At 42.9% G+C, this 25,797-nt stretch carries 31 protein-coding genes and 1 other annotated feature (1 of these 32 running past the window's edge); of the genes, 21 read left to right on the top strand and 10 right to left on the bottom strand.

What is annotated here, in order from left to right; genetic code table 11:
* Positions 1-179 (top strand) — a binding site (T-box leader) (it extends 38 nt beyond the left edge of the window).
* 46 nt (positions 180-225) lie between these two features.
* Positions 226-1,563, top strand: coding sequence for a sodium-dependent transporter (locus NAF01_RS18085; RefSeq protein WP_048008197.1), 1,338 nt, complete (start codon positions 226-228; stop codon positions 1,561-1,563).
* A 46-nt stretch (positions 1,564-1,609) separates the two neighbouring features.
* Here the strand turns inward: NAF01_RS18085 and namA are convergent, their stop codons facing one another.
* The 3 genes from namA to proC all read right to left on the bottom strand — a co-directional run bounded on the left by namA (position 1,610) and on the right by proC (position 4,748).
* Entirely contained in the window at positions 1,610-2,629 is a 1,020-nt protein-coding gene (gene namA, locus NAF01_RS18080) for an NADPH dehydrogenase NamA (RefSeq protein WP_250800939.1), read from the bottom strand.
* 94 nt (positions 2,630-2,723) lie between these two features.
* Positions 2,724-3,878, bottom strand: coding sequence for a glycosyltransferase family 2 protein (locus NAF01_RS18075; protein WP_250800938.1), 1,155 nt, complete (start codon positions 3,876-3,878; stop codon positions 2,724-2,726).
* A 39-nt stretch (positions 3,879-3,917) separates the two neighbouring features.
* Positions 3,918-4,748 (bottom strand): pyrroline-5-carboxylate reductase, encoded by an 831-nt coding sequence (proC, locus tag NAF01_RS18070; RefSeq protein WP_250800937.1) that lies wholly within the window; start codon positions 4,746-4,748, stop codon positions 3,918-3,920.
* A gap of 658 nt (positions 4,749-5,406) precedes the next feature.
* On the opposite strand from proC, the gene NAF01_RS18065 reads away from it, so the two are divergent.
* The 5 genes from NAF01_RS18065 (at position 5,407) to NAF01_RS18045 (ending at position 9,281) form a co-directional block, all read left to right on the top strand.
* The gene (locus NAF01_RS18065; RefSeq protein ID WP_048008193.1) at positions 5,407-6,381 is read left to right on the top strand and encodes an MBL fold metallo-hydrolase; all 975 of its coding nucleotides are present in this window, start codon (positions 5,407-5,409) and stop codon (positions 6,379-6,381) included.
* Positions 6,382-7,176, top strand: coding sequence for an SDR family NAD(P)-dependent oxidoreductase (locus NAF01_RS18060; protein WP_163145123.1), 795 nt, complete (start codon positions 6,382-6,384; stop codon positions 7,174-7,176). It abuts the gene before it with no gap.
* A 265-nt stretch (positions 7,177-7,441) separates the two neighbouring features.
* A complete protein-coding gene (locus tag NAF01_RS18055; protein ID WP_048008191.1) occupies positions 7,442-8,701 on the top strand; it encodes a Y-family DNA polymerase in 1,260 nt (419 codons plus the stop codon).
* 15 nt (positions 8,702-8,716) lie between these two features.
* Positions 8,717-9,052: a YolD-like family protein gene (locus NAF01_RS18050; protein ID WP_048008190.1), complete on the top strand. Its 336-nt coding sequence runs from the start codon at positions 8,717-8,719 to the stop codon at positions 9,050-9,052.
* A 79-nt stretch (positions 9,053-9,131) separates the two neighbouring features.
* Positions 9,132-9,281 carry a hypothetical protein gene (locus tag NAF01_RS18045; protein WP_048008189.1) on the top strand — a complete coding sequence of 50 codons (150 nt, stop codon included), beginning with the start codon at positions 9,132-9,134 and terminating at the stop codon, positions 9,279-9,281.
* Positions 9,282-9,314: 33 nt separating this feature from the next.
* Here NAF01_RS18045 and NAF01_RS18040 read toward each other — a convergent pair whose 3' ends face one another.
* Positions 9,315-9,536, bottom strand: coding sequence for a CDGSH iron-sulfur domain-containing protein (locus NAF01_RS18040; protein ID WP_048008188.1), 222 nt, complete (start codon positions 9,534-9,536; stop codon positions 9,315-9,317).
* 121 nt (positions 9,537-9,657) lie between these two features.
* On the opposite strand from NAF01_RS18040, the gene NAF01_RS18035 reads away from it, so the two are divergent.
* Both NAF01_RS18035 and NAF01_RS18030 read left to right on the top strand, forming a co-directional pair.
* A complete protein-coding gene (locus NAF01_RS18035) occupies positions 9,658-9,984 on the top strand; it encodes an iron-sulfur cluster biosynthesis family protein (protein ID WP_048008187.1) in 327 nt (108 codons plus the stop codon).
* Positions 9,985-10,156: 172 nt separating this feature from the next.
* Positions 10,157-10,693: a hypothetical protein gene (locus tag NAF01_RS18030; protein ID WP_048008186.1), complete on the top strand. Its 537-nt coding sequence runs from the start codon at positions 10,157-10,159 to the stop codon at positions 10,691-10,693.
* A 45-nt stretch (positions 10,694-10,738) separates the two neighbouring features.
* On the opposite strand, the gene NAF01_RS18025 is transcribed toward NAF01_RS18030, so the two are convergent.
* The 3 genes from NAF01_RS18025 to NAF01_RS18020 all read right to left on the bottom strand — a co-directional run bounded on the left by NAF01_RS18025 (position 10,739) and on the right by NAF01_RS18020 (position 13,200).
* On the bottom strand, positions 10,739-11,665 hold the full coding sequence (locus NAF01_RS18025) for an alpha/beta hydrolase (RefSeq protein ID WP_197213589.1): 927 nt from the start codon (positions 11,663-11,665) through the stop codon (positions 10,739-10,741).
* Between the two features lie 387 nt (positions 11,666-12,052).
* Positions 12,053-12,184: a hypothetical protein gene (locus NAF01_RS25005; RefSeq protein WP_258750987.1), complete on the bottom strand. Its 132-nt coding sequence runs from the start codon at positions 12,182-12,184 to the stop codon at positions 12,053-12,055.
* A 107-nt stretch (positions 12,185-12,291) separates the two neighbouring features.
* Complete coding sequence (locus tag NAF01_RS18020) at positions 12,292-13,200, bottom strand: hydroxymethylglutaryl-CoA lyase (RefSeq protein ID WP_197247583.1); 909 nt, start codon at positions 13,198-13,200, stop codon at positions 12,292-12,294.
* A gap of 179 nt (positions 13,201-13,379) precedes the next feature.
* Between NAF01_RS18020 and NAF01_RS18015 the strand changes: the two genes are divergently transcribed.
* From NAF01_RS18015 to NAF01_RS17995, 5 genes are all read left to right on the top strand, one after another.
* On the top strand, positions 13,380-14,567 hold the full coding sequence (locus tag NAF01_RS18015; RefSeq protein ID WP_197213591.1) for an acetyl-CoA C-acetyltransferase: 1,188 nt from the start codon (positions 13,380-13,382) through the stop codon (positions 14,565-14,567).
* A 57-nt stretch (positions 14,568-14,624) separates the two neighbouring features.
* The gene (locus tag NAF01_RS18010) at positions 14,625-15,314 is read left to right on the top strand and encodes a CoA transferase subunit A (protein ID WP_197247585.1); all 690 of its coding nucleotides are present in this window, start codon (positions 14,625-14,627) and stop codon (positions 15,312-15,314) included.
* A 27-nt stretch (positions 15,315-15,341) separates the two neighbouring features.
* Positions 15,342-16,010 carry a CoA transferase subunit B gene (locus NAF01_RS18005; RefSeq protein ID WP_061793533.1) on the top strand — a complete coding sequence of 223 codons (669 nt, stop codon included), beginning with the start codon at positions 15,342-15,344 and terminating at the stop codon, positions 16,008-16,010.
* Between the two features lie 69 nt (positions 16,011-16,079).
* Positions 16,080-16,451 carry a VOC family protein gene (locus NAF01_RS18000; protein WP_048008096.1) on the top strand — a complete coding sequence of 124 codons (372 nt, stop codon included), beginning with the start codon at positions 16,080-16,082 and terminating at the stop codon, positions 16,449-16,451.
* A 77-nt stretch (positions 16,452-16,528) separates the two neighbouring features.
* Positions 16,529-16,774 carry a YqkE family protein gene (locus NAF01_RS17995; protein WP_197213595.1) on the top strand — a complete coding sequence of 82 codons (246 nt, stop codon included), beginning with the start codon at positions 16,529-16,531 and terminating at the stop codon, positions 16,772-16,774.
* A 63-nt stretch (positions 16,775-16,837) separates the two neighbouring features.
* Here the strand turns inward: NAF01_RS17995 and NAF01_RS17990 are convergent, their stop codons facing one another.
* Entirely contained in the window at positions 16,838-17,761 is a 924-nt protein-coding gene (locus NAF01_RS17990) for an aldo/keto reductase (protein WP_048008098.1), read from the bottom strand.
* 188 nt (positions 17,762-17,949) lie between these two features.
* The gene (mciZ, locus tag NAF01_RS17985; protein ID WP_082138920.1) at positions 17,950-18,084 is read right to left on the bottom strand and encodes a Z-ring formation inhibitor MciZ; all 135 of its coding nucleotides are present in this window, start codon (positions 18,082-18,084) and stop codon (positions 17,950-17,952) included.
* Between the two features lie 75 nt (positions 18,085-18,159).
* Here mciZ and NAF01_RS17980 point away from each other — a divergent pair, with 75 nt between their 5' ends.
* Together NAF01_RS17980 and NAF01_RS17975 are read left to right on the top strand one after the other, a co-directional pair.
* Complete coding sequence (locus NAF01_RS17980) at positions 18,160-18,711, top strand: NUDIX hydrolase (RefSeq protein WP_048008099.1); 552 nt, start codon at positions 18,160-18,162, stop codon at positions 18,709-18,711.
* A gap of 1 nt (position 18,712) precedes the next feature.
* Positions 18,713-19,879: an endonuclease Q family protein gene (locus tag NAF01_RS17975; protein WP_197247588.1), complete on the top strand. Its 1,167-nt coding sequence runs from the start codon at positions 18,713-18,715 to the stop codon at positions 19,877-19,879.
* 29 nt (positions 19,880-19,908) lie between these two features.
* On the opposite strand, the gene NAF01_RS17970 is transcribed toward NAF01_RS17975, so the two are convergent.
* Positions 19,909-20,472, bottom strand: coding sequence for a GNAT family N-acetyltransferase (locus tag NAF01_RS17970; RefSeq protein ID WP_197208346.1), 564 nt, complete (start codon positions 20,470-20,472; stop codon positions 19,909-19,911).
* 173 nt (positions 20,473-20,645) lie between these two features.
* On the opposite strand from NAF01_RS17970, the gene spoIIM reads away from it, so the two are divergent.
* From spoIIM to NAF01_RS17940, 6 genes are all read left to right on the top strand, one after another.
* Positions 20,646-21,290, top strand: coding sequence for a stage II sporulation protein M (gene spoIIM, locus NAF01_RS17965; RefSeq protein ID WP_095244751.1), 645 nt, complete (start codon positions 20,646-20,648; stop codon positions 21,288-21,290).
* A 232-nt stretch (positions 21,291-21,522) separates the two neighbouring features.
* The gene (locus tag NAF01_RS17960) at positions 21,523-21,990 is read left to right on the top strand and encodes a ferric iron uptake transcriptional regulator (RefSeq protein ID WP_048008103.1); all 468 of its coding nucleotides are present in this window, start codon (positions 21,523-21,525) and stop codon (positions 21,988-21,990) included.
* A 372-nt stretch (positions 21,991-22,362) separates the two neighbouring features.
* The gene (locus NAF01_RS17955; RefSeq protein WP_035330067.1) at positions 22,363-22,590 is read left to right on the top strand and encodes a YqzK family protein; all 228 of its coding nucleotides are present in this window, start codon (positions 22,363-22,365) and stop codon (positions 22,588-22,590) included.
* A 9-nt stretch (positions 22,591-22,599) separates the two neighbouring features.
* Positions 22,600-23,493 (top strand): site-specific tyrosine recombinase XerD, encoded by an 894-nt coding sequence (gene xerD, locus NAF01_RS17950; protein ID WP_250800936.1) that lies wholly within the window; start codon positions 22,600-22,602, stop codon positions 23,491-23,493.
* A 255-nt stretch (positions 23,494-23,748) separates the two neighbouring features.
* On the top strand, positions 23,749-24,933 hold the full coding sequence (deoB, locus tag NAF01_RS17945; protein WP_197247591.1) for a phosphopentomutase: 1,185 nt from the start codon (positions 23,749-23,751) through the stop codon (positions 24,931-24,933).
* Between the two features lie 32 nt (positions 24,934-24,965).
* Entirely contained in the window at positions 24,966-25,787 is an 822-nt protein-coding gene (locus NAF01_RS17940) for a purine-nucleoside phosphorylase (RefSeq protein WP_048008106.1), read from the top strand.
* Positions 25,788-25,797: the final 10 nt, after the last annotated feature.

Here is a 25,797-nt window from a genome sequence, read left to right as displayed (position 1 = left end):
CTGTTTATAGAGAGCCAGTGGATGGTGGAAACTGGCACAAAGATAAAATGAATTTCATCTTGGAGCTTATCTTTCCTGCATATAGCAGAAAAGACGGTAAATCCGTTATATTTTTGAGTGGAAAGTCACATGCTTTCAAAAAGGGTGGTACCGCGTGAACCTAAATTCACGTCCCTTTTGAAGAATGTGGCTTTTTTGTTTTTAAAAAAATTTGGAGGTACAGGCATGCAGCAAAATGAGCAATGGTCATCGAAGATAGGATTTATTTTAGCGTCAGCCGGTTCAGCAATCGGACTTGGAGCTATCTGGAAGCTTCCGTATGTGACAGGAACAAGCGGAGGCGGGGCATTTATTTTATTATTTCTATTATTTTCCCTTTTAATTGGTTTTCCGCTATTACTGGCCGAGTTTGTGATTGGCCGCAGTACGGGGAAGGAGGCAATCTCGGCATATAAGGATATTGCACCGGGAACTAAATGGCACTGGATAGGCTACCTTGGCGTATTCACGTGTTTCCTGCTTTTATCCTTCTATAGTGTAATAGGCGGGTGGATTCTGAAGTACATTGTATACGGGGTTACCGGCTCTATGAATGGTGCAGGCAATTATGAGGAGCTATTTGGCGCAGCCGTGTCAGACTCTGTGTCTGTTGTAGCGGCACAGGGGATCTTTTTATTCATAACTGTTTTAGTGGTTGCCAAAGGTGTCCAGAAGGGGATCGAGCAGGTCAGCAAAATTATGATGCCGGCTTTGTTTCTTTTATTTATTATTTTGATTGCACGATCTCTGACACTGGATAATGCGATGGAAGGCGTCTCGTTCTTTTTAAAGCCTGATTTTTCAAACTTAACATCTGAAACCGTCCTATATGCGATGGGCCAATCGTTTTTCTCTCTAAGTGTCGGGGTATCGGTTATGGTAACGTACAGCTCTTATCTATCTAAAAAAGAAAATCTGATGCAGCCTGCATTTTCTGTTGTCGCAATGAACTTATTTATTTCAGTTCTGGCTGGACTGGCAATTTTCCCTGCTGTGTTCTCATTGGGCTTTGAGCCTGCTGCAGGTCCTGGCTTATTGTTCATTGTCCTGCCATCTGTTTTCGATCAGATTCTGTTTGGGCGGGTGTTCCTGCTCTTCTTCCTTGCACTGTTTCTATTTGCAACCTTAACGTCCGCTTTTTCAATGCTTGAAATTGTGGTGGCTGCTCTGACGAATAAGAAGGGAAGTGGCAGAACCCGTGCAGCCTGGCTGACAGGACTGGCAATTTTTATCGTCGGGGTTCCATCTGCATTATCCTTCAGCAGCTTATCAGACATTTCAATTTTCGGCAAAATCATCTTTGATGCTGCTGATTTCCTTGTCAGCAACATCTTGATGCCGGTTGGAGCTTTGCTGATCTCCATATTCGTCTCATACAGAATGAAGAAAGACCTGCTGAGAAGTGAATTGATTCAAGGCTCAAAGTCGCTGAATGGAATCTTCTCCGCGTGGTATTTCCTTCTGCGCTATGTGGTTCCTCTGGTTATTATCATTGTATTCCTTGATTCACTGCAGATTATATAATAAAAACGAGGGATGGCAGCTAACAAGTGCCATCCCTCGTTTTATGTTACAGCCATCCCCGTTCATATTGCTTAGGAGGTTCGATTGATGCGCCAAGTTCTTTTGCTGCTGTCCGCGGCCAATAGGGGTCTCTCAGCAATTCTCTGGCAATAAAGACTAAATCAGCACGCTCGTTTTGGAGGATTTCTTCAGCCTGCAGGCCGGATGTAATAAGCCCGACTGCACCAGTCTGGATATTCGCACCTTCTTTAATGGTTTCAGAGAATTTGACCTGGTAGCCAGGGTAAGTATGTATTCTGGCCTGCACTACTGCTCCGGAGCTTACGTCAATTAGATCCACTCCCTGCTCCTTCATCCATTTTCCCATTTCTGCATAATCCTTTGCGGTCAACCCTTCATCATGATAATCATGGGCTGATACTCTGACAAATAAAGGTCCATCCCAAACGGCTTTAACGGCTTCAATGACTTCACCGAGGAAGCGATACCGGTTTTCAGCCGATCCCCCATACTCATCACTCCGTTTATTGCTTAGGGGTGAGAGAAACTCATTGATCAGATATCCGTGTGCCGCATGAATTTCAATTACTTCAAAGCCGGCCTTTTTCGCTCTTTCAGCGCCTTTTTTGAATGCCTGGACAGTTTCTGATACTTCTTCTTTTGTCATTTCTTTTGGTGTTTTCATTTTTTCATTAAAAGCAACAGCGGATGGGGCGAGAAGTTCTCCTTCAACAGTCGCTTTTCTGCCGGCATGCGCCAGCTGTATTCCAGGTGAAGCACCGTGTTCTTTCATTAGCCCGGTTAAATCCTTCAGGCCTGCGATGTGATCATCACTCCATATTCCCAGATCCTGAGGAGAAATTCGGCCCTGCGGAGTCACAGCAGTTGCCTCCAGGATGATTAATCCCACCTGTCCGACTGCCCGGCTCGTATAATGAGTCCGGTGCCAGTTTTCAACCATTCCGTCTTCATTATGGCTTGAGTACATGCACATCGGTGCCATAACAATTCGGTTTTTAAAGGTGACACCTTTAATTGTAAAAGGTGAAAAAAGCTTTGTTTCCATTATTTCTGCCTCCTTATTTCGCTATCCTAAATATTAAGTATATCAGGCAGTTCCAAAAATGAAAAAGAACATGCATTAAGGAAGGTGTGTGCTTTCAATGTTTATTCCTCAGTTCGCTTAACTTATATAATGTACCCCTCCAGACTATGCCGCCCCGTACAAAGGTCAGGATGCTGGCACGGATTATGGAATAAATAAACAGGAGAGCTGTAATTGGAAATACAGTAAACAGAAGCGGAGAAAAATTGGTCATTCTTTTTGTAATGATTGTATAAACACCTGCTAAAAAAATGATGTTTGCGAGGCTTAGATTGAAAATAACTTTGTCAGTTGAAAAGATGGTGAGAAAGGGAAGCACCTGTGAACTGAATGTGCCGGCAATTGCAAAGAGCACCATGCTAATTCGGTAATGGAGGCCTGCAAAAGTATTTTTCTCCAATCCTTTGAAGGCTTCTATTAAGCTTTCATACCATTCAACTTCAATCAGGTCCATCGCCGTTGCAAATTTCTGCCTGAGGCCGTTTTGTTTGATTTTCATTCCAAGCATTAAATCATCATCAGGCCGCATTTTTATTGCCTTGTGTGTTCCGATTGCTTCATAGGAACGCCTGGATACCATGTTAAATGCCCCAATGCCAACTCCGCTCTTTGAACGTTGATTATTCGCCAGCCAGGGGCGTTTATAATAAGAGAAGCCAAAAAGAAAAAAAGCAATGAACGTGTTGAGCCAGAAACTCCTGCCCGTCAAGCTCGGTGCCGCCGTTAAATGATCAAGTTCATTCTTGCTGAAATAATGAACCGCCTTGCTGAAGGCCTCCTCTTTAAATAACACATCAGCATCTGTAAACAAGATTAATTCCCCTGATGATTCCATATATCCTTTATAAAGAGCGTGGTTTTTTCCCAGCCATCCGCATGGGAGGGAATCAATATGAATACATTTAACCCTTGAATCATTATTCTGAATATGGTCCATGATGCTTCCTGTGCTGTCGGCTGAACGGTCATTGACCAATATCCATTCAATGCGCTTATAGCTTTGCCGCAGCTGGGTTTCTAAGCTCTCCGCAAGCTTTGCTTCTTCATTCCTTGCCGCTGTAATAACAGAAAGAAGGGGGCCTTCAGTCATCGTATTGCTATCTTCAAGGCGGTCCAGGCTTTTTAGTCCCAGAACGGCATCAATTAGTACTGCGATCCATACCAGGAGGCTTGCGCTTAATAGAATAATGAGTATTTGCAGGTTTCTCATCCTTTTTTAGACGACGTTTTTTAGGGGGGATGCTGTCAGCTATATTTTCACTGTGCTGCTGAAGCTTTGGCCAAGCCGCCTGGATTGGGCTGTCGCTTCCTTGATGCATTCAATGAAAGCTTCCTGCACTCCGTTCGCTTCAAGCACTTTTACACCTGCTTCGGTGGTGCCGCCGGGGCTTGTTACTTCCTTCCTCAGCTGCTCGGGGTCCTTGGCTGATCGGGCCAGCATTTCGGCTGCCCCGATGAGTGTCTGGATGATAAATTCTTTCGCCATACCCTTTTCGAGCCCGATTTCTTCCGCGCTTTTTTCCATAGCTTCCGCAAGATAGTAAATATATGCCGGTCCGCTGCCAGACAGGCCTGTTACAGCATCCAGCTGTTTTTCCTCAACAAATGCTGATTTTCCCACTGTATCAAAAATGCCTCTTACTGCTTTCATCTGTTCTTTGGACACTCTTTCATTAGCCGATAAGGCGCTTGCTGATTTTCCGACTGCTGCTGATGTATTGGGCATGGCTCTTACGACTGGCAGCTTTTTTTCTGCCAAAAGTTCAATGCCTTCGATCGAAACTCCGGCGAGAACGGAAATGATCAGCATGTCTTCGTGTAAATAAGGCTTTATGAGATTGATGGCTTCCTGAGCATCTTTTGGCTTCATCGCTAAAATAACAGCGTCAGCCCCGCTTAATAGTTCACTGAGATTATAAGTTATCTGAACGCCATAGGCTTTTTGCAGGGATTGAAGTTTTTCCCTGCTGCTTCTGTTTGTCACCCAAATATTGCTGCCGGTAATGAGCCGGCTTTCGACGATTCCTGATATTAACGCTTCTGCCATTGATCCTGCTCCTGCAATAGCTAATTTTTTCATTTGCTGTTATTCCTCCTTATTGTGCTCTATTGACCGGCTGTTAAAAATAAAAAAGCCTTTCCATCCAGTAAAGGACGAAAAGACTTTGCTTCCGCGGTACCACCTTCATTGCCTTTTCTTTCTTCGTGCAGCATGCCTGCCGCAGCCGCTGTGTTTTGAAAAGGCATCTCGATCCCGATAACGCCGGGGGTGCGTTTAGGTTTTCCTAACAGCTCATAAGGCAGGTTCAATGGTCAAGTGGACGGTGAAGCCTTTCAGCCGCTTGAGCTTCACTCTCTTTCGCCGTTTTCCATTTACTAATCTTATTCATCGCCATGTTTCTGCTGTAGAAGTACAGCTTTGATTTATGAAAATCAAATTTTAATTGTGATTATGCAAGAAGACACACTTATTTGTCAAGAAGTATTTTTTAAAAAATTATCAATATTGCATAAAAGTTATGTGAAAATAATGACAATTACTAAAAAGAACGGTACACTTATTTTTATATATGTCATTATGTGAATTATGTTATTAAATTCCGCTAATATATGCGTATGGCAAATGCTGATTTTTTAAGGGGATAACAGAACAGTTTACTAAATGAAGCATGCCTGCGGAAGTATATAGAAAAACAGCTTTATTTTATTTAAATATAGTGATTTAGGGGGATTGTAAAATGGCAAAATGGAAGGATGGTATTGCAAAGCTTGTGATCCCGACACCTTTTCCTGTCGGCGACGTTAATGTATATGCAGTAAAAGGGGAAAAGCTGACTCTTGTCGATGCCGGGCCTAAAACGGATGAAGCATGGGAAGCTTTAAAATCCCAGCTTAAAGAGCTGAATTTAACTCCCGGTGATTTTGAACAGGTTGTTCTCACACATCATCATCCCGATCATGCCGGGCTGCTTGACTTTTTCCCGGACAATCTTGATGTGTTCGGGCACCCGGTTAACCAAAGGTGGCTGTCCCGTACTGACGAATTTCTAAAATTTCATGATGAGTTTTACATAAAACTGTTTAACGAATTTGGAATTCCTGAAAGGTATGCTTCCTTTATTAACAAAATGAAAAAGACTTTGCGCTATTCCTGCAATCGTACCCTGACAGGAGAGCTGAAGGAAGGCAGCCAGCCTGAAGGGCTTAACGATTGGACGGTAACGGAGACCCCCGGGCATGCACAGAGCCATATAGGTTTGTTCAGGGAGAAAGATGGTGTATTCCTTGGAGGAGATCATTTGCTTGCACACATTTCACCTAACCCTATCCTGGAGCCGCCGCTTCCCGGCAATGCGGAAAGACCGAAGCCGCAGCTTCAGTATAACGAGTCTCTGAAAAAACTGCGGCAGCTGCCGATATCCCTTTTTTATTCCGGACATGGAGAGGATATTACAAATGTGAATGGGTTAATAAGCGAAAGGCTTGGCCGCCAGCATGAGCGGGCAATGAAAGTAAAGGCATGGCTTGAGTCCGAATCGCTTACTGTTTTTGAGGTATGCCGCCGCCTTTTTCCGAAGGTTTATGAGAAGGAGCTTTCCCTGACCATTTCCGAAACAGTCGCACAGCTTGACTATTTGCATTCAATAGGAGAGATTTATATAAATAAAGAGGAGGAAGCATTCTTGTATTCCGCATCAAAAGAGGTGGTTTGATTGTCAGACAGATTAAAAAATAAAAATGTGATTATCACCGGTGCATCAGGCGGAATCGGGGCGCAAATGGCCGTCCTTTGTGCCGAGAGGGGAGCAAATCTTGTCCTTCTTGCCCGCCGCCTTGACAAATTGCAGGAGCTGCAGGCAGACTTGCGGAAGCGCTTTTCAGTCGATGTTCATGTGGATAAGCTTGATGTTTCAGACACTGACGAAGTTTCGGCTGTTTTTTCAGAGATCATTGCCCGGTTTGGTCACATAGATGTGCTTGTGAATAACGCCGGCTTCGGTGTTTTTCGCGAGGCGCATGAAGCAAAAGTTGAAGAAATAAAAGGAATGTTTGATGTAAACGTTGTTGGCTTAATGGCCTGCACGAGCATGGTGCTCCCAGTGATGAGGAAACAGAGGAGCGGCCATATTATTAATATCGCTTCACAGGCCGGTAAAATGGCCACACCGAAATCGAGTGTCTATTCCGCAACCAAGCATGCGGTTCTTGGCTATACAAACAGCCTTCGGATGGAGCTTGCTGACAGCAATGTATTTGTGACTGCAGTTAACCCCGGACCGATTGAAACCAATTTCTTTACGATTGCAGATGAAAAGGGCACATACGTGAAAAATGTCAGCAAATTTATGCTTAAGCCTGAATACGTGGCCCGCAAGGTAGTCAATGCTATGCTGCGGCCTGTCAGGGAAATCAACCTTCCTCGGTGGATGAATGCGGGGAGCATTATCTATGCCCTTTTTCCAGGCCTGTTCGAAAAAATAGGAAAACGCGCATTCAATCAAAAATAAGAAGCTCAGAAGCTGCAGCCAAATGCCTGCAGCTTCTTTTGTTTTTGGCCGGTGAGGCGTCTATCCTGGGGAGAAAGAACCACTTTTAAGAAAAACCGCGTAAAATTTCCATTGAAACCGAACGCATATTCGCTTAATATAATGGGTATACATATACAGAACGGATGTTCTTGTGATATATATTTTTTGGGGTTCAGAGGGGCTATGCAGCATAGAAGCTGATAAGCAGCGCCTTACGCTTTTTTTGAAGGAGGATGTCGAAGTCATGGTTGATTACAGCTCAATGCCGAACAATCAAATTTTGTGTGTTGATATGAAGAGCTTTTATGCAAGCTGTTCTGCTGTCATGCTTGGTCTGGATCCTCTTGACTGCTATCTTGTAATTGCCGGGAATGTGGAACGGAAGGGGAGCGTTGTTCTGGCGGCCTCTCCACGAATGAAAAAAGAGTTTGGAATAAAGACAGGGTCCCGTCTTTTTGAGGTCCCCCAAGATCCGCGCATTCGAGTTGAGGAGCCGAAAATGGCAACTTATTTAAGAATCTCCACTGAAATCACCAGAGTGTTTAACCGATATGTCCCCAAGGAAGCCATCCATACGTACAGTGTCGATGAAAGCTTTATAAAAGTAGACGGCGCATTGCATCTCTGGGGTGATGCCCAGACGATTGCCTGGAAAATAAAAGATGATATTGAACGGGAATTTCAGCTTCCCTGTGCCATAGGAATAGGGCCTAATTTGCTAATGTCAAAGCTCTGCCTGGACCTTGAGGCGAAAAAAAAGGGAGTTGCACAATGGACGTATGGAGATGTAAAAACAAAGCTGTGGAATATATCCCCGTTACGGGAAATGTGGGGCATCGGCCGCCGTGTTGAAAAGACATTGAATGGAATGGGGATTTTTACAGTCGGCCAGCTTGCCCGCTATGATCTGGCTAAGCTCGAGAAGAAGTTTGGGATTATGGGCAATCAGCTCTATCACCATGCATGGGGTATTGATTTGTCGGAAATAGGCGCGCCGATTATGGCAGGGCAGATCAGCTTCGGCAAAAGTCAGATTTTACTGAGGGATTACAAAGAGGAAAAGGAAATTAAGCATGTGGTCCTTGAGATGTGTGAAGAAGTGGCAAGAAGGGCCCGCAGCCACCGCAAAGCCGGCAGAACCATCAGCTTTGGGCTTGGCTACAGCCAGGATGAATTCGGAGGGGGGTTTTACCGCTCCAGGACAGTTGATCAGCCAACCAATATTACGATGGATCTTTATCGGGTCTGCCTCGAGCTTTTTGACGAGAATTATGAGGGGAAAACAGTACGGCAGATTTCCATTTCCCTCGGCAATATTACGGATGACTGCGAAATGCAGCTGAGTCTGTTCGACTTGGATGGCTGGAAAAAAAGGGAGCTCGGCTATACTGTCGACCGGATCCGCTCCAAGTTTGGAGGAGGAGCTCTTCTGAGAGCCGTCTCTTATACAGGCGCAGGAACCGCCAAACACCGTGCGACATTGGTTGGCGGCCATAAAATGTAAAAGGAGGGTCAGCTTATGATTCGCGATCGGGGCAGAATTAAATGGACTTCCATGATGCTGCCGGAACATGTAAAGCTCTTAAGAGACTGGGCAAAGGAAGACACATACGAGCAAAAGCGGGAATTGGATGAGCAGAAGCTTGAATATATGAATGAAATTCTTTCGGAAGCAATGGAATTTCAAAAAAACGTTACACTTACACATTACAGGGGCAGAAATTATGAACTGGTTATCGGGAGCATTCATTATTGGGATGACCTTGGCCAAAAGCTTCATGTTGTTGACCGGTTTGGGGAAATTCACCGTATTTCCATTAACGATATAGCGGATGCGCGGTTCACGGAAGAATAGTGCTGTCTGAACTGGATGAATTTAAAACGGGTATTTTTGGGCGAGGGAAGCACCTTAACAGCAGGGAGGTGTATGAAATATGCCTAGAGGAAAAGAACTTGAACAGCTGCCAATGGCCAACGCCGCACCAGGGGCCGGGGAAGACAGTACGGACAGGGACCGGGAACGGCTTCAAGGGATAGTACAGGATGAAAGAGCGACACCTGCAAGAATAAAAAGTGAAAAATAAAAAAAACGGGGATGACTGTCCCCGTTTTCACCATTATTGCTGCTTGTCATCGGAAGCTTTCTCCGCGCGGACACAGGATTGGAAAGTTCCTTTATGAGTGCCATCACAAAATGGGATTTTCAAAGATCTTCCGCAGCGGCAAAGGGAAAAGGTTTTCCCTGTTTCGAATTTATTGCCATCCATATCAATTAACTCTACATCACCTGTTACACGCAGCGATCCATTATCCATTACTTTAATCTGCGCCTTGGACATATCCAATCATCCTTTCTAAAAATCTTTATTAGGCGGCTCAATAGCAGCTGTCTCTTTCAGAAGCATGTTATGCTTATCTGTGTTAAAATCAGCATATGCAAAGGGGAGGTAGTTTTACAACATGGAAATAACATTAACTGAATTGGCGGCAGAAAAATTATCGGGACGGATTGCCGGCAAAGATGGATTCATAAAACTAAAGTATGATATAGACGGCTGCGGCTGTGTGGTAAGCGGAGTGGCGGCACTCTGGCTTGTTGAAGAGCTGGATGAAGATGACAGGGAAATCAAAACAAACACCGGCAGCGTATATGTGGAAAAATCCAAGGAAGTATTTTTGGATGAAAAATTAACGATAGACTTTTCAGAGAAGGCAAATTGCTATCAGTTAAAAAGCCCGAATCAGTATTTAAACCCAAGAATGAGCTTTATTGATAAAACAAAATAATAATGAAGTAGCAGACGGCCGCTGAGGGAAGGCGGTCTTTTTAATAGGCTGAGATAGGTAAAAATACCCTTCCAAAATTCTGGAAAATAAGGTTTTAATATATTAGTAAAAGGTTAGATAACAAGATGTTTGTCAATATGGGTGAAGAGAGTGCTGATTGGGGGAGATTCGAATGAAGTGGAAGTTATTTTTTCTGGCGGCAGCTTTCCTGATTTTGTCGGGGTGCAGTACGGCAACGATGGGTCAGGCGATTGATGATGGAATTCCATTCAATGTAAAAGAAGTCTTACATAAAGAAAAGGTAAAAGATGGGGTCATACTGCTGTATTTAACGCAGCAGAATGATGGGCAAAATGAGGTCGAGGCCATGGCAGCTGCCTATTTGAAAGGCAGTGACAAAAAGGGCTGGAAAAATGAAGGCCATAACCATTGGGAGCATTATGAAAATGAACATATGACCGTTTATTCAGATACTTTCTATGATTACGATAAGGAAGGTAATCTGGAAAACAGATTACCAATAATTTTTGGTGAAATTCAAAGCAGAGATATTAAAAAAGTAGAGGTAGCCGGCAAGGAAGAGAAATTCGAAGAAGCGGCTATTATCAAAAAAGAAAACAAACGCTATTATTTTAAAATGGGAAATTTTCATACTGCAAGAGGGCTGTCGGCAGATGGCAAGGAAATCATAAAGAAAAAGAAAAATTAGAAAATCTTATATGAAGCAGCTGGCTTACACTGAAGCCAGCTGCTTCTATTGTGATAAAGTATCTTTGCTGCTGACATACTGCTCCAAAAACTCGTCAATGACTTTTTCATAATCCTCTCTGTTTTCGTTAAAGGATTGGGCATGGATCCCATTGGCAGCAAGGTAAAGTTTTTTAGGGCCTTGTTTCTTTTCATACAAAGCTTCGGACATGGTCGGCAAAATAAAATCATCTTTTTCACTGTGGATAAACAGGATGGGCTTCTTTATGTTTTCTATAACTGATATAGGCGACACATCAGCAATGGAATATTTCTCCCGCATCCGCAGAAATAGATCGGCAACAGGCAAAAAGAGTTTCGCGGGCAGCTTCATCTCGGTTTTTAAACGATAAGCCAGCTGCTCCTTAAAATCAGAAAAAGGGCAATCGGCAATGTAAAAATCGGCACCGTCTTCAAGCATTCCCGCATAAAGGAGCATGGTGGCTGCCCCCATGCTTTCACCATGAATGCCGATCTGGATATCAGGCCCTTTTTCCGCTTTAAGCCAATCAACAATTGCTTTTAAGTCAAACTTTTCATAATGCCCGTAGCTTGTCGTCTTCCCCCCGGATTCTCCGTGGCGGCGATGATCATAGATTACTGCGTTAAACCCCCGCTCCAGAAAGAGGTTCATATATTTAATCGAGTTCATTTTGTTTTCCGTAACCCCGTGAGAAATAATGATATAGCGGCTGTTTTTATGGGGTTCGGCAGCCACGGCTTTTAAGTTATAGCCAAATGGGGAAGGAATAAGCACTTCTCTTTTCGGGAGGCTTTCATACTTGAACAGATCAAGCCTGCCGGACTCCTTCTCCCTTTCTAAAATAAAGTCATCTTCCTTCTTTTTCATAAACATAAGCCTATTTGTAAAATAGACGCCGAGTGATGAAAGAAAGAGAACGATGGAAAATAAATAACGCAAAAACCTTCTCAAATCCATCCCTCCATCTTTTTTTCTTTTATCGCGGTCTAACGGGCAGTAAGCCCCCCACTTCAAGACTCAGAGTAATCAAAGGAGGATAAGTGGGGGGCTTACTGCCCAATCTAGCTGCGGCTCCTAGGCAAGTCGCCTCGCTTTATAATGTAAAGGCCCGAAATAAGGACAAAGACTAAGAACACCACGTCCAGTGGCAACGTCTCTGTGAGCCCAATTACTGTGGGCCTCAACTAACAATCAGAGGGGGGATAAAAGAAAACTCCTACTGATTGAAGTTTTACTTTATTTTACCATTATGGATAAAATTAAAACAGAGATGTTAACCGGGACATGGTGAAATTTCATAAAGGAGTTCTGGCACAAAAAAAGCCGCTTTTTGGCGGCTTATTGCTGTGCGTTTTGTCTTTTAGTTGGATGAATAGCTTTTTCTAATTCCTCGGCGGCAATTGTCTGGCTGACTGTATCGGAATTCGGCTTCCCCTTCTGGCTATATCCTTTATCACGTTTTTGGCTCATAGGATTATCCCCCTTTTAATGGCTGCAGCAGAACATGAATTCGTCAGCTGCTTTCATCTAATAAGATGCGATAAAAAAGGGGGCATTATTCATCTAAAACTGTAATGCTATTGAACAGTTTGAGCATTTAGCCTGAAATACGTGCTTTCAATCGGTCTGGAAAGATGTGGCTGAACAATTTTTACAGCTTCCATTAATTGGTCCAGATTAACATTGGTTTCAATTCCCATGCGCTCAAGCATATAAACAACATCTTCTGTTGCAGCATTGCCTGCAGCGCCAGGGGCAAATGGGCATCCGCCAAGTCCGCCGGCGGATGTGTCAAACCGGTCGACACCTGCCTGCAGGGCTGCAAAAATATTTGTGAGGGCCATTTTTCTTGTGTCGTGGAAGTGTGCAGTGATAAGGATATTTGGAAACTCTGCTTTCAATCGGGAAAATAGCCCATATGATTCATGGGGAGCAGCCATCCCAATCGTATCTGCCACGCTTAATTCATCAGCTCCTGCCTCTGTAAATTGACGGCATAGCCCAACTGTATCTTCAGGATTGATGGCTCCTTCATACGGACAATAAAATGCTGTAGAGATGCATGCGCGGACAAAGTAGCCTTTCTCCTTCAGTTCTCCGATAATCGGTTTTAGTTCATCCATGCTTTCCTGAGTGGTTTTATTGATGTTTTTCTTGTTAAATGTATTGCTTACACCAACGAAAACGGCAACAGCCCGGCAATCAGTCATATATACTCTGTCAATGCCTTTGCGGTTTGGGGCAAGCACGATATCCCTTGTATCCGCACCAAGGCAATCGGCCGTAATTTCAGCTGCATCCCCCATCTGCGGGACCCATTTAGGAGACACAAAAGAAGTAAGCTCCAATTCTGTTAATCCTGCATTTTTTAAACTTTTAATAAAGTCTTTCTTAACCTCAGTCGGTACAAACGACTTTTCATTTTGCAGTCCATCCCGCGGGCCCACTTCAATAATTGTTACTTTATCTGGAAATGCAAGCGTCATGTTTTCCTCTCCCGTTTCATAATTTAATTTTTAGTAAGCGTTTTCTCGGCGTCCTTAAATTTATTGTATTAGGAAAGTATTTTCGATTGCAAGAATAATAGAAATTTTGACAAAATAAAAGGAATTTTGATATCCCTCAACGAATATAAGCAAAGAGATGTTTTGAAAGGATGAGAGAGATGGCACAAACAGAAGTCGTAATAGTCAGCGCTGTCCGGACAGCAATCGGCAGTTTCAATGGAAGTCTTAAAGATGTATCAGCACCAGAGCTTGGGGCGATTGCGATAAAAGGCGCTCTTGAAAAAGCAGGTGTAACACCGGATCAAATAGATGAAGTAATCCTGGGAAATGTCCTGCAGGCAGGCCTGGGCCAAAACACAGCAAGGCAGGCAGCTCTTAAAGCGGGTCTTCCTGAAAGCGTTTCCGCAATGGCAATTAATAAAGTTTGCGGTTCAGGGCTGAAGGCGGTCCATTTAGCAGCACAGGCCATTTTGGCCGGCGATGCCGAAGCAGTGATTGCAGGCGGCATGGAAAATATGAGCCAGGCGCCTTACATACTGAAAAATGCAAGAAATGGCTTTAAAATGGGAGACCAAAAACTTATAGATTCGATGATTTCAGACGGTCTCTGGTGTGCTTTTAATGATTACCATATGGGAGTTACGGCTGAAAATCTTTGCTCGAAATATGAGCTGAGCAGGGAAGAACAGGACAAATTTGCCGCAGACAGCCAGGAAAAGGCGGTAAAGGCAATTGAAGAAGGAAAATTCAAAGATGAAATCGTTCCGGTTGAAATTCCTCAGCGAAAAGGGGATCCAATAGTTTTTGATACAGACGAGTATCCGAAAAAAGGGACAACTGCTGATAAGCTCGCAGGCCTGCGTCCGGCGTTTAAGAAAGATGGCAGCGTAACAGCCGGAAATGCGTCCGGGATTAATGACGGGGCAGCTGTATTGCTGGTTATGAGCAGAAAGAAAGCAGATGAACTGGGGCTTAAACCATTAGTGACGATTAAAGGAAATGCAAGTGCAGGTGTGGATCCAAGCATCATGGGCATTGGTCCTGTTGCTGCTGTGAAAAAAGCGCTTGAAAAGGCATCTGTTTCCATAGAAGAATTGGAGCTGATTGAAGCAAACGAGGCATTTGCAGCCCAGTCGCTTGCAGTTGACAGGGAGCTTCGTTTTAACAAGGAGATCCTTAATGTTAATGGCGGGGCCATTGCACTCGGACATCCGATCGGTGCAAGTGGAGCACGAATCCTTGTAACTCTTATTCATGAGATGCAAAAAAGACAGGCAAAGAAAGGCCTTGCAACTCTTTGCATTGGCGGAGGCCAAGGGGTAGCTACAGTAGTGGAGCTTGCATAGCCGTTTTTGATAATAGTCAGTAAAAATAAGTATTTTTTAATGAAAGGAGAGATTGAAGTGAAGAAAATTTGTACTTCCTTCAGTGAAGCGGTTCAGGAAATTCACGATGGTGCTGTCCTTATGGTTGGCGGTTTCGGTCTGTGCGGAATTCCGGAAAACCTTATTCTGGCTTTAGTTGAAAAAGGGGTTAAGGATCTGACAGTCATTTCGAATAACTGCGGTGTTGACGATTGGGGACTTGGACTGCTTTTAAAAAATAAACAGATTAAGAAAATGGTTGGTTCGTATGTTGGGGAAAACAAAGAGTTTGAAAGACAGGTTCTCTCAGGGGAAATTGAAGTAGAGCTGCTTCCTCAAGGAACACTGGCAGAGAAAATACGTGCGGGCGGCGCAGGCATTCCTGCTTTTTACACACCAGCTGGAGTAGGGACCCCAATTGCTGAGGGGAAAGAGACGAAGATGTTTGACGGCAAGGAATATCTCCTTGAAGAAGCTCTGAAAGCAGACTTCAGTCTTGTGAGGGCATGGAAGGGCGATAAGATGGGCAATCTTGTTTATCACAAAACGGCCAGAAACTTCAATCCGATGATTGCAGCAGCCGGCAAAGTGACAATTGCAGAAGTGGAGAAGCTTTATGAGATTGGTGAACTGGATCCGAATTATATTCATACCCCGAGCATCTATGTTCAATCACTGATTGAAGGGAAACAGGAGAAGCGCATTGAAAGACTGACGGTGAAGAAATAAATACCAGTGGCGGAAGGAGAGGGTGTCATGAGTAACGATAAAGCGGCAGTACGCGAAAAAATTGCCAGACGGGCTGAAAAGGAAATTGAAAATGGCTTTTACGTGAATTTAGGAATCGGTATGCCAACATTGGTTGCCAATTATATTTCTGATAATAAGGAAGTGGTCCTGCAATCTGAAAATGGATTACTGGGCATCGGCCCGTATCCTGCAGAAAGTGAAGTTGATCCGGATCTGATTAACGCAGGAAAAGAAACAGTTACAGCCATCCCGGGATCATCTTATTTTGATAGCGCTGAATCTTTTGCAATGATCAGGGGCGGCCATGTGAATATTGCCATTCTCGGCGGTATGGAAGTCTCTGAAAAAGGAGATCTTGCCAACTGGATGATTCCCGGAAAAATGATCAAGGGAATGGGCGGTGCAATGGATCTGGTTCATGGCGCCAATAAAATCATTGTCATTATGGATCATACTAATAAAAATGGCGATTCAAAAATTCTTAAAGAATGCAGCCTGCCTTTAACAGGTAAAAATGTCGTTGACCGCATTATAACTGAGCGGGCAGTCATCGATGTCACCGAGTCCGGTTTGAAGCTTGTTGAAGTAGCTAAAGGCTTCACAATTGAGGATATTATCAATTCGACAGAACCCCAATTGCAGGTTGATGAAAACGTTGTAACAGAAGCATACTAATACATCTGAAAAGTACAGCTGCATGCTGTGCTTTTCATTATTTTCAGTCTGAAGAAAAGAGGAGAAAAAATGAGTTTTTCCTTTAAAGGAATTGACCATATCCAGCTGGCAGCTCCGAAAGGCTGTGAGGAGGAAGCCAGAAAATTTTACGGTGAACAGCTTGGCCTGAAGGAAATTCCCAAGCCTGAAAATCTTCAAAAGCGAGGAGGCTGCTGGTTTATTTGTGGAAATCAGGAAATTCATATCGGGGTGCAGGAGGGCTTCCTGCCTGCCAAAAAAGCACATCCTGGATTTATTGTGGACAACCTGGAAGCCTTGAGAAGCAGTCTTCAAGAGCAGAAAATAACAATAAAGGAAGAACCTCCGATAGAAGGAAGAGAGAGGTTCTTTGTAGATGATCCATTCGGAAACAGAATTGAGTTTCTGGAGTTTTTACCATAAAAGTGATTTAGCCTGCTCCTTCATGAATAATAAAATATGCTATAATAAATGGCAAAATCAGTTGATGAGGGGATTATATGAAAAAGAAAAAACACCATTCCCAGCCTAAGAAAGACGACAAACCAGTCACGCTAGGCGATATGCTGAACCAGGACCTGGTGGAGCAGCTGAAAGGGAAAAAGCAGGAATTAAAAGCTGCTGAAGATAAACAGAAGGAAGAAGAAGAGCACAGAAAAAGAGAGGAAAGAAGTCTGCGCGAAAAAAATAAAAGTTTTGAAGAACTGCTTGGAGAGAGCGATCTGAACTGGAAAGAATACAAATAACATTAAAAGAAGGGGCAGACTTTTCCGTCAGCCCCTTTCTTGTCTTAAATTATGGACTTTCGATCATCTATGCTGCGCATATTTATTTAGCTTTGCAATAGATTTAATGATAGCCAATTCATCTTCATTGAGAGGAATGGCTCTTGCTGCTTCTGCATTGGCTTTTACTTGCTCAGCCCGGCTTGCACCTGCTGTAATAGAAGCGACTGCTGGGTCCGCGAGATTATACTGAAATGCTATCTCATTCATGGTGCGCTGGTCTGAAATTTTTTCCCGTAGGCTGGTGAGCGTTTTTTCCAATTCAGCATAGCTGTAATCCAAATAGCCTTTCTCTTTTACCGATTCTGATGCTTTATCCAGCATTTTGTCGCTGAGCAGCCCTTTGGCCAGCGGTCCTCTAGTAACAGCACTGATGCCTTTTTGATTAAGAAGAGGCAGCGCTTCTTCTTCAGGACGCCGGTCTAAAATGCTGTATTGCATCATGACAGAAACAATGGATGATTTTGAGGTGAATTCCCGAATGACATTTGGGCGAATGGAGGAAATGCCATATTGGAGGATGTATCCTTCTTCCTTTAGTTCCTCAAATGCTTCAATGGTTTCATCAATCGGATCTTCAATTGTGCCGCCGTGAAGCTGATATAAATCGATATAGTCCGTAGACAGTCTTTTCAAGCTGTCTTTTACAGCTTCTTTGATATGGCGTTTAGAGGGGTCCCAGCTCCAGCCGTCTCTATTTTTATTCCAGCGGTTGCCGGCTTTGGTTGCAATGATCACCTGTTCGCGGACATTCTTTAAGGATTGTCCGACAAGCTTTTCATTTTCGCCAAAGTCGTATAAATCGGCTGTATCGAAATAATTGATTCCTTCTTCAAGAGCCGCTTCAATAATTTCCTGGGCCTTATAAGGGTTGGTGCCAATTGACATGCAGCCCAGCCCCAGCTCGCTTACGTACAAGTCTGAATTTCCAAGTCTTCTCTTTTTCAAGTACCCACCTCATTTGAATGTTTTCTATAATTGTACATAAACAAATGAGGCATACTCAAATTTAGAGGCTTATCATTTTATCGTCTAACGGGCAGTAAGACCCCCGCTTCAAAACTAATATTAATCAAAGGAGGATAAGTTCAACTGACAATCAGTGGGGATAAGGAAAACCTCCACTGATTGAAGTTTCACTTTATAATGTTCTGAGATTCAACCCAGTCTTTTACAAGGACATACTGCCTGCTGTATTGTTTTAGCTTCTCACGGACTTCCCAGGCTTTGCCGGCCAGAATAATTCCCCTATTATGGACATACACCTTCATGCCAACTCCCCCTCATCAAGTATGATAAAATGTATGAGCAATCATTACCGGAATAGAACAGGAGTGACTGAAACAATGAGCCGCCTAGAAGAAAAAACACTTAAGACGGAAAAAATCTTCACAGGAAAAGTCATTAGTCTGCAGGTGGAGGATGTTGAGCTGCCGAATGGCAAAACATCGAAGCGGGAAATTATCAAACATCCCGGAGCAGTAGCTGTATTGGCAGTAACAGAAGATAATAAAATAGTGATGGTTGAACAATATCGAAAAGCACTGGATAAGATTATTGCTGAAATTCCTGCCGGAAAGCTTGAAGCAGGAGAAGAACCCAGCGTGTGTGCAGAAAGGGAACTGGAAGAGGAAACGGGGTACGCCTGCACGGAATTGGAATGGCTGATCTCATTCTACACTTCTCCCGGATTTGCCGATGAGCTCGTACATCTATATATAGCAAAGGGTCTTAAGAAAAAAGAAGATGCCGCTTCGCCTGATGAAGATGAATTTGTGAACCTTTTAGAGGTAACCCTTGAGGAAGCCATATCCCTGCTTGAGGAGCAAAAGGTTTATGATGCGAAAACTGCTTATGCAATCCAATATCTGCAGCTTCAAGAAGCGCTGAAAAAATAGCATGAAGCGCTTTTTTGCTGATCTTCATATCCATATTGGACGTACGTTTACGGGAAAGCCAGTTAAAATAACAGGCGCTAAATCCCTTACCTTCACTAATATCATCAGGCATGCCCGCAATGAAAAGGGGCTTGATATCATTGGCATTATTGACTGTCATTCTCCTGAAGTCATCCTTGAAATCGAGGACTTGACCCAAAAAGGCTTTGTAACCGAGCATAAGGACGGGGGACTCCAATACGGAGATTTGATGATTATTCCCGGGTCGGAGCTTGAAATTTATGATGATTCCTGTAAAGGCCCTATCCATGTCCTTTGCTACTTTCCAACCCTATCCGCAATGAAGGATTTCTCTTCCTGGCTGACAGGGTATTTGAAGAACATAACATTAAGCTCTCAAAGAATTTATGCCTCAGGCAGAATGCTGCAGGAAAAAGTAAAGGAACTGGATGGGCTTTTTATTCCTGCCCATGTTTTTACCCCGTTTAAGAGTCTATTCGGGAAAGGCGTAGAGCGGTCGCTGTCAGAGGTTTTTGATCCTGATCTAATTGATGCAATTGAGCTGGGGCTTAGTGCAGATACGATGATGGCTGATCAAATAGCTGAACTTCATAGATATACATTCTTAACAAATTCAGATGCCCATTCACTAAAAAAGATCGCCAGAGAATATCAGGTTCTGGAAATGGAAGCACCTACATTTGCTGAACTGCACAAGGCTTTGGCCGGAAAAGAAAAATGCAGGGTTAAAGCCAATTATGGGCTGGATCCTCTGCTCGGAAAATACCATCAGACTGTTTGTTCCGAATGTTTTGGCCCCTTTGATGAAGAGAATGGTAAATGCCGAAATTGCAATCACCACAAATTTATCAAAGGCGTGGCTGACCGGATCTCTGAACTAAAATCTTCAGGAGGATTGCCCGATGTACGGCCGCCTTATATTCATCAGGTCCCTCTTGAGTTCATACCAGGGTTAGGCCCGAAAATGCTCGAGAAGCTCCTGAATCATTTCGGAACTGAAATGGCCATTCTTCATGATGTTCCTTTCTCAGAAATCAGCAAAGTAATTCCTGAGAAAACAGCCATGCTTATTGGAAAAGCACGTGAAGGAAAGCTAAACCTCCAGGCAGGGGGCGGAGGCAAGTACGGCAGAATTGTTGATTCATAAAAAATAGAGCCCATCGAGGCTCTATTTTTTTAGCTGCTGACTTTAGCATAAATACAAGTATCTCTAAGCTCTTTTCCATCTGCGCTTAGACTGTCATTAATCAGGATTCCTTCAAGCGTGTACCCCAGCTTTTCGGGAATTCTCCGGCTGTTAATGTTTCTCGGATCACATCTGATTTCCACTCTGTTTGCTTGAAAATGCTCAAAGGCAAACTTCGTCAAGCCTGCAGCAGCTTCAGAAATATAGCCGTTCTTCCGAAACCTCACATCACCCCAATAGCCAATTTCGAATTTGCGGACATCCCAATCTATGCGATGCAGGCCAGTAGAGCCGACAAATACATCGTCTTCTTTCCTATAAATATGGATACGGAAATCTTCCCTTTGAATAAACTTGGCATAGGAATTTCGGATACCCGACTCAACTTCATCAGCTGATTGTTCATTCTGTGCAAAAGGAAGCCATTTTTTAAGCTCGGCAGCTGAAGCTGACACAGCTTCATGAACAGTTTTTCCGTCTCCGGGCAAGGCGGGCCTCATATAAAGTCTTTCTGTTTCAATTCTTTCTGGAAACTCTATTAAAATCGGATCCATTTTCTCCAGCGCCCCCAATGATAATTTAAATAATTTTGAAAATTATAGCAAAAAACATATGAAGTATTCAAGAACTTTTTTCACAATTGTGAGCAGCACAATTCTTTGTCATACAATTCCGGGACAGGCATACAATTTAATATCCAATTTGTTTTGTCTTAGGAGGATGAGCAATGAAGAAAAAAATGTACCAGAACGCCGCAGCAGCCCACTTTCGCGAACATTCCTCAATTTACTTATTTGTTATTGTTTTATTTCTGATGGGTGTGATTTTTGGAGCTATCGTTGTAAATAGCTTGAGTTTTACACAAAAAGAAGATTTATTTTATTATCTGTCTCAGTTTTTTGGACAAGTATCAGATGGGCATATTGCAGCAGCGGATGAATTATTCAAACAAAGCTTTTTCCATAATACAAAATTTATAGGATTGATGTGGATTTTGGGAATCTCCATAATTGGACTGCCAGTCATTCTGATTCTGTTATTTATGAAAGGCATGGTGGTTGGCTTTACAGTTGGCTTTCTCGTTAATCGAATGGGATGGGAAGGATTTTTACTTTCCTTCGTATCGGTCCTTCCCCAGAACCTGATCATCATACCTATCTTTATAATCGCCGCAACACTGGCTGTGTCTTTCTCTTTAAAGATGATTAGAAGACAATTTATGAAGAAAGCCGGACAGCCCATGATGCCTCTTTTTGGAAGATATATGATTGCTTTTGCTGTGGCCATTCTGTTTCTAATCGCTGCAGCCGGGGTAGAGGCATTTATCTCGCCTGTCTTAATGAAGTCTGTTGTTAGTTCAATCCAATCCTGATAATAATCATTGCTAAAGGCAGAGCTGCTGGCTCTGCCTTTTTGCTGTACGGGAAAAGGATAAAGATTATAATATAGGGTACATATAAAGAGGTTTAAAACTGTTTTAAAGAAAATTATAATTACTATTATATTAAATTCATTATCGTTTGTTATTTATAATTATTTTATTTTGAATGTGAACTTATTTCTGTTATAATGAGAATGTTAGTGGCGAGGGAGGGACTTTCGGTATGGAAAGCAGAATTGAAAGAATCAAAAAACAGTTGCATTCATCCAGCTATAAACTAACACCACAGCGAGAGGCAACAGTTCGCGTCCTGTTAGAACACGAAGAGGATCATTTAAGTGCGGAAGATGTCTACCTCCTAGTAAAAGAGAAATCGCCTGAGATAGGCTTGGCAACTGTATATAGAACACTTGAATTGCTGACTGAATTAAAAATTGTCGATAAAATCAACTTCGGTGATGGAGTTTCCCGTTATGACCTGCGTCAGGAAGGGGCAGCCCATTTTCACCACCATTTAGTCTGTATTGAGTGCGGAGCTGTTGATGAAATACAGGAAGATTTGCTTGAAGACGTAGAAGAAGTGGTTGAACGCCGCTGGAACTTCAAAATAAAGGATCACCGCCTTACGTTCCATGGCATCTGCTACCGCTGCCAGGATAAACAAACAGAAACCGAAGCAGATGAAAATTAATATGATTATTGGCAAAGCTTATTCTACATTAGAATAGGCTTTTTATTTTGGGTGTTTTCGAAGGGTTTGTTGCTTTTTGTATATTATTTACTGAGTTGATTGAAGCGGAAGGTGCGAGATCCTCGAAAATGCATTCGCATTTCTTCATGCGGTGTCCGGGAAGTTTATTCAAAATCCCGCGGTTCGCTGAGCAATCTGAGCGGAAATCAACGGGGAACATTTATTTGAGCTGTTTACACAAACAGAATAAGTGCCCTGAAGAAACACTATTTATGCAAATTCAGGTATAATTCTTGTCCAAAATGGCATACCTTTTAATAATAGAAAGCTGAATATCTTTCTTTTTTATTAAAAGTTATGGAGGACCAAACCATGAAATCCTGGCTGGGCATGGCTTTTCAGACCATTAAAGTATTTGTGATTTTTACTGGATGCACAATCCTTTTTTATTATGGTATTATGTGGTTAAATGAAGAATACCAGGATTATCACCGCTATGACGAACCAAGGGGAGCGGCTGTTAAGGTGTCAGCGAGCGGAACTGATGAAGATAGGAGCTTGCTGGACCGGTTAATTCTTTTCTACTTAAACGGGGAGTAATGCTATCATATGGATGATCAGTTAAAAGACTTTATTCATTATTTACTTGTAGAAAAAGGCCTCGCCAAGAATACAATTATCTCTTATGAAAGAGATTTGAAAAGTTATCTGAAGTATCTCAAGTCGGAAGAGAAGCTTGCAAGCCTTGAGGATGTGCAGCGCATGCAAATTGTCCAATTTCTCGGCTCTTTAAAAAAACAGGGCAAATCCTCAAAAACTCTGGCCCGGCATATAGCCTCCATAAGGGCCTTTCACCAATTTCTGCTCCGCGAAAAAGCAGTTGGCCATGATCCTTCTGTCCATATAGAAACACCGCAAATGGAACGTTCGCTTCCAAAAGTATTAAACATGCAGGAAGTGGAAACTTTATTGGATTTTCCGGAGATTAAGGATCACTTTGGTCTGCGGGATAAAGCCATGCTTGAACTTTTATATGCTACAGGCATTCGTGTAAGTGAGCTGATAGGCCTGAACTCAGGTGATGTTCATTTAACGATGGGCTTTGTAAGATGTATTGGCAAAGGGAACAAGGAACGGATTGTGCCTATTGGCAAAACAGCTTCTGAAGCGCTTGAAAGGTATTTAACTGAAGGAAGAGGCAAGTTCGTTTCTAAAAAGTATAGGGATGAAGCTTTATTTTTAAATCATCACGGAAGACGTCTTTCGAGACAGGGATTCTGGAAAATACTGAAGCGGCTGGCCCAGGAGGCAGGGATCGAGAAGGAGCTGACTCCACATACGCTGAGGCATTCATTTGCCACTCATCTGCTGGAAAATGGGGCAGATTTGCGGGCTGTCCAGGAAATGCTTGGACATGCCGATATTTCTACTACGCAAATTTATACGCATGTAACCAAAACACGGCTTAAAGATGTGTACAGTCAATACCATCCGCGTGCTTAAAATAGAAAAAATCAAATGTCATAAAGCTGCCATAAAAATAGGCAGCTTTTTCTTGTCATTTTACCTGTTTATTAGGTAAAATATAGATGTCAGACTTCTGACAAATGAAAGGGCTATCCTTAATATGTTTTAAAATGCGGGAGTGGCGGTATACACCCTGGCTCCAGCAAGACAATCAGTGTTAAATAAACCTAAAAAGGGTACTATACGAATATGATTTTTGTAACCGTATTCAAATAATTAGGAGGTTTTCAAATGTCTGCATATACATATAAGCGCGTTTTTTTAATTGTCATGGATTCAGTGGGAATCGGAGAAGCGCCTGATGCCGATAAGTTTGGTGATAAAGGTGCCGATACGATCGGCCACATCGCAGAAAAAATGAATGGCCTGAAGATGCCGAACATGGGCATACTTGGTCTCAGTAATATCCGCGAAATCAAAGGAATCGAAAAAGCGGATAACCCTATGGCGTTTTACACGAAGATGCAGGAAGCATCAAACGGAAAAGACACAATGACTGGCCATTGGGAAATTATGGGGTTAAATATTCAAACTCCATTTAGAGTTTTTCCTGATGGATTTCCGGAGGAATTGATTTCAGAACTTGAAGCACGCACCGGCAGGAAGATTATTGGAAATAAGCCTGCAAGCGGAACAGAAATCCTGGTTGAACTAGGAGAAGAGCATATGAGAACAGGAGCTTTGATTGTTTATACATCAGCCGATTCAGTTCTGCAGATTGCGGCACATGAAGATATTATTTCAATTGAAGAACAGTATAAAATCTGTAAAATCGCACGAGAGCTGACACTTGATGAAAAATATATGGTAGGCCGTGTGATTGCGAGACCATTCATTGGCGAGCCGGGAAATTTCCAAAGAACATCAAACAGGCATGATTATGCGCTAAAGCCATTTGACCGCACAGTAATGAATGAAATGGCAGATGGCGGACTTGATGTAGTGGCAATTGGGAAAATCTCCGACATTTATGATGGAGAGGGAGTAACTGAGGCCATTCGCACAACATCAAATATGGATGGAATGGATAAGCTGATCGAAACGTTTGATAAAGAATTTACAGGCCTGAGCTTTGTAAATCTGGTGGACTTTGATGCATTATTTGGCCATAGACGTGATCCTGAAGGGTATGGAAAAGCTCTTGAAGAGTTTGATGAACGCCTGCCTGAAGTATTTGAAAAAATGCAGGATGGCGACTTATTAATCATTACGGCAGACCACGGCAATGATCCTGTTCATCATGGCACAGATCATACAAGGGAATACGTCCCGCTTCTTGTTTATTCAAAAGATATGGAAGAAGGAAAAGAGCTTCCGGTCAGTGAAACCTTTGCAGATATAGGGGCGACTATAGCGGATAACTTTAACGTGAAAATGCCTGTCTATGGAAAAAGCTTTTTGAACCAACTGAAATAATTACATTAAAAAAGAAGATGAGGAGATTGAAAATGGATTACAGCAAAATTCAAAACGCAGCTGAATTTCTTAAAAATAAGTATACAGGCCAGCCAAAGATTGGGCTGATTTTAGGCTCAGGACTTGGTGTATTGGCAGACGAAATCGAAGAACCGGTTAAAATCCCATACAATGAAATTCCTGATTTTCCTGTATCAACAGTAGAAGGTCATGCAGGACAGCTTGTATTTGGACGCTTGAACGGCATTGAAGTGGTTGCTATGCAAGGCCGGTTCCATTATTACGAAGGATACTCCTTCGATAAGGTAACCTTCCCTGTAAGAGTTATGAATGAGATGGGTGTTGAGAAGCTCATTGTTACGAATGCGGCAGGGGGAGTGAATGAAAGCTATTCTCCAGGTGATTTAATGCTTATTTCAGACCATATCAACAATATGGGCAGCAACCCTTTAATCGGTCCTAATGATTCCCGCATGGGTCCTCGTTTTCCGGATATGTCAGAAGCATACTCAAAAGAATTGAGGAAACTTGCCAGAGGACTAGCCGAAAAGCTGAACCTGAAGATTCAGGAAGGAGTTTATGTCGGCAATACAGGCCCGACATATGAAACCCCTGCAGAAGTTCGCATGCTGAGAACAATGGGCGGAGATGCAGTCGGGATGTCAACTGTTCCGGAAGTCATTGTGGCACAGCATTCAGGCATGAAGGTCCTTGGAATCTCCTGTATCTCAAACATGGCTGCAGGCATTCTTGACCAGCCGCTTAACCATGAAGAAGTAATCGAAACTACAGAAAAAGTCAAAGCTGACTTCCTTCGTTATGTGAAAGCAATTGTTAAGGAACTTGGTGCCTAAGCTTAGTAAT

It is taken from the genome of Cytobacillus firmus, from assembly GCF_023657595.1.
Classification (GTDB): Bacteria; Bacillota; Bacilli; order Bacillales; family Cytobacillaceae; genus Cytobacillus; species Cytobacillus firmus_B.
The sequence above is the reverse complement of the archived record's forward strand: the minus strand, read 5'-3'. Positions and strand labels throughout refer to the sequence as shown.

Bases quoted from the DNA above. Each gene is read 5' to 3' on its own strand.
- NAF01_RS18005 (WP_061793533.1), top strand. From the start codon at position 15,342: ATGAGTAACGATAAAGCGGCAGTACGCGAAAAAATTGCCAGACGGGCT.
- namA (WP_250800939.1), bottom strand. From the start codon at position 2,629: ATGGAAACAAAGCTTTTTTCACCTTTTACAATTAAAGGTGTCACCTTT.
- NAF01_RS17995 (WP_197213595.1), top strand. From the start codon at position 16,529: ATGAAAAAGAAAAAACACCATTCCCAGCCTAAGAAAGACGACAAACCA.
- NAF01_RS17980 (WP_048008099.1), top strand. From the start codon at position 18,160: ATGAGCCGCCTAGAAGAAAAAACACTTAAGACGGAAAAAATCTTCACA.
- NAF01_RS18040 (WP_048008188.1), bottom strand. From the start codon at position 9,536: ATGTCCAAGGCGCAGATTAAAGTAATGGATAATGGATCGCTGCGTGTA.
- NAF01_RS17975 (WP_197247588.1), top strand. From the start codon at position 18,713: ATGAAGCGCTTTTTTGCTGATCTTCATATCCATATTGGACGTACGTTT.
- NAF01_RS17960 (WP_048008103.1), top strand. From the start codon at position 21,523: ATGGAAAGCAGAATTGAAAGAATCAAAAAACAGTTGCATTCATCCAGC.
- NAF01_RS18045 (WP_048008189.1), top strand. From the start codon at position 9,132: ATGCCTAGAGGAAAAGAACTTGAACAGCTGCCAATGGCCAACGCCGCA.
- NAF01_RS18015 (WP_197213591.1), top strand. From the start codon at position 13,380: ATGGCACAAACAGAAGTCGTAATAGTCAGCGCTGTCCGGACAGCAATC.
- NAF01_RS18075 (WP_250800938.1), bottom strand. From the start codon at position 3,878: ATGAGAAACCTGCAAATACTCATTATTCTATTAAGCGCAAGCCTCCTG.
- NAF01_RS17940 (WP_048008106.1), top strand. From the start codon at position 24,966: ATGGATTACAGCAAAATTCAAAACGCAGCTGAATTTCTTAAAAATAAG.
- NAF01_RS17970 (WP_197208346.1), bottom strand. From the start codon at position 20,472: ATGGATCCGATTTTAATAGAGTTTCCAGAAAGAATTGAAACAGAAAGA.
- NAF01_RS18085 (WP_048008197.1), top strand. From the start codon at position 226: ATGCAGCAAAATGAGCAATGGTCATCGAAGATAGGATTTATTTTAGCG.
- xerD (WP_250800936.1), top strand. From the start codon at position 22,600: ATGGATGATCAGTTAAAAGACTTTATTCATTATTTACTTGTAGAAAAA.
- deoB (WP_197247591.1), top strand. From the start codon at position 23,749: ATGTCTGCATATACATATAAGCGCGTTTTTTTAATTGTCATGGATTCA.
- NAF01_RS18020 (WP_197247583.1), bottom strand. From the start codon at position 13,200: ATGACGCTTGCATTTCCAGATAAAGTAACAATTATTGAAGTGGGCCCG.
- NAF01_RS17955 (WP_035330067.1), top strand. From the start codon at position 22,363: ATGAAATCCTGGCTGGGCATGGCTTTTCAGACCATTAAAGTATTTGTG.
- NAF01_RS18000 (WP_048008096.1), top strand. From the start codon at position 16,080: ATGAGTTTTTCCTTTAAAGGAATTGACCATATCCAGCTGGCAGCTCCG.
- NAF01_RS18050 (WP_048008190.1), top strand. From the start codon at position 8,717: ATGATTCGCGATCGGGGCAGAATTAAATGGACTTCCATGATGCTGCCG.
- spoIIM (WP_095244751.1), top strand. From the start codon at position 20,646: ATGAAGAAAAAAATGTACCAGAACGCCGCAGCAGCCCACTTTCGCGAA.
- NAF01_RS25005 (WP_258750987.1), bottom strand. From the start codon at position 12,184: ATGAGCCAAAAACGTGATAAAGGATATAGCCAGAAGGGGAAGCCGAAT.
- NAF01_RS18055 (WP_048008191.1), top strand. From the start codon at position 7,442: ATGGTTGATTACAGCTCAATGCCGAACAATCAAATTTTGTGTGTTGAT.
- mciZ (WP_082138920.1), bottom strand. From the start codon at position 18,084: ATGAAGGTGTATGTCCATAATAGGGGAATTATTCTGGCCGGCAAAGCC.
- NAF01_RS18030 (WP_048008186.1), top strand. From the start codon at position 10,157: ATGAAGTGGAAGTTATTTTTTCTGGCGGCAGCTTTCCTGATTTTGTCG.
- NAF01_RS18035 (WP_048008187.1), top strand. From the start codon at position 9,658: ATGGAAATAACATTAACTGAATTGGCGGCAGAAAAATTATCGGGACGG.
- NAF01_RS18065 (WP_048008193.1), top strand. From the start codon at position 5,407: ATGGCAAAATGGAAGGATGGTATTGCAAAGCTTGTGATCCCGACACCT.
- proC (WP_250800937.1), bottom strand. From the start codon at position 4,748: ATGAAAAAATTAGCTATTGCAGGAGCAGGATCAATGGCAGAAGCGTTA.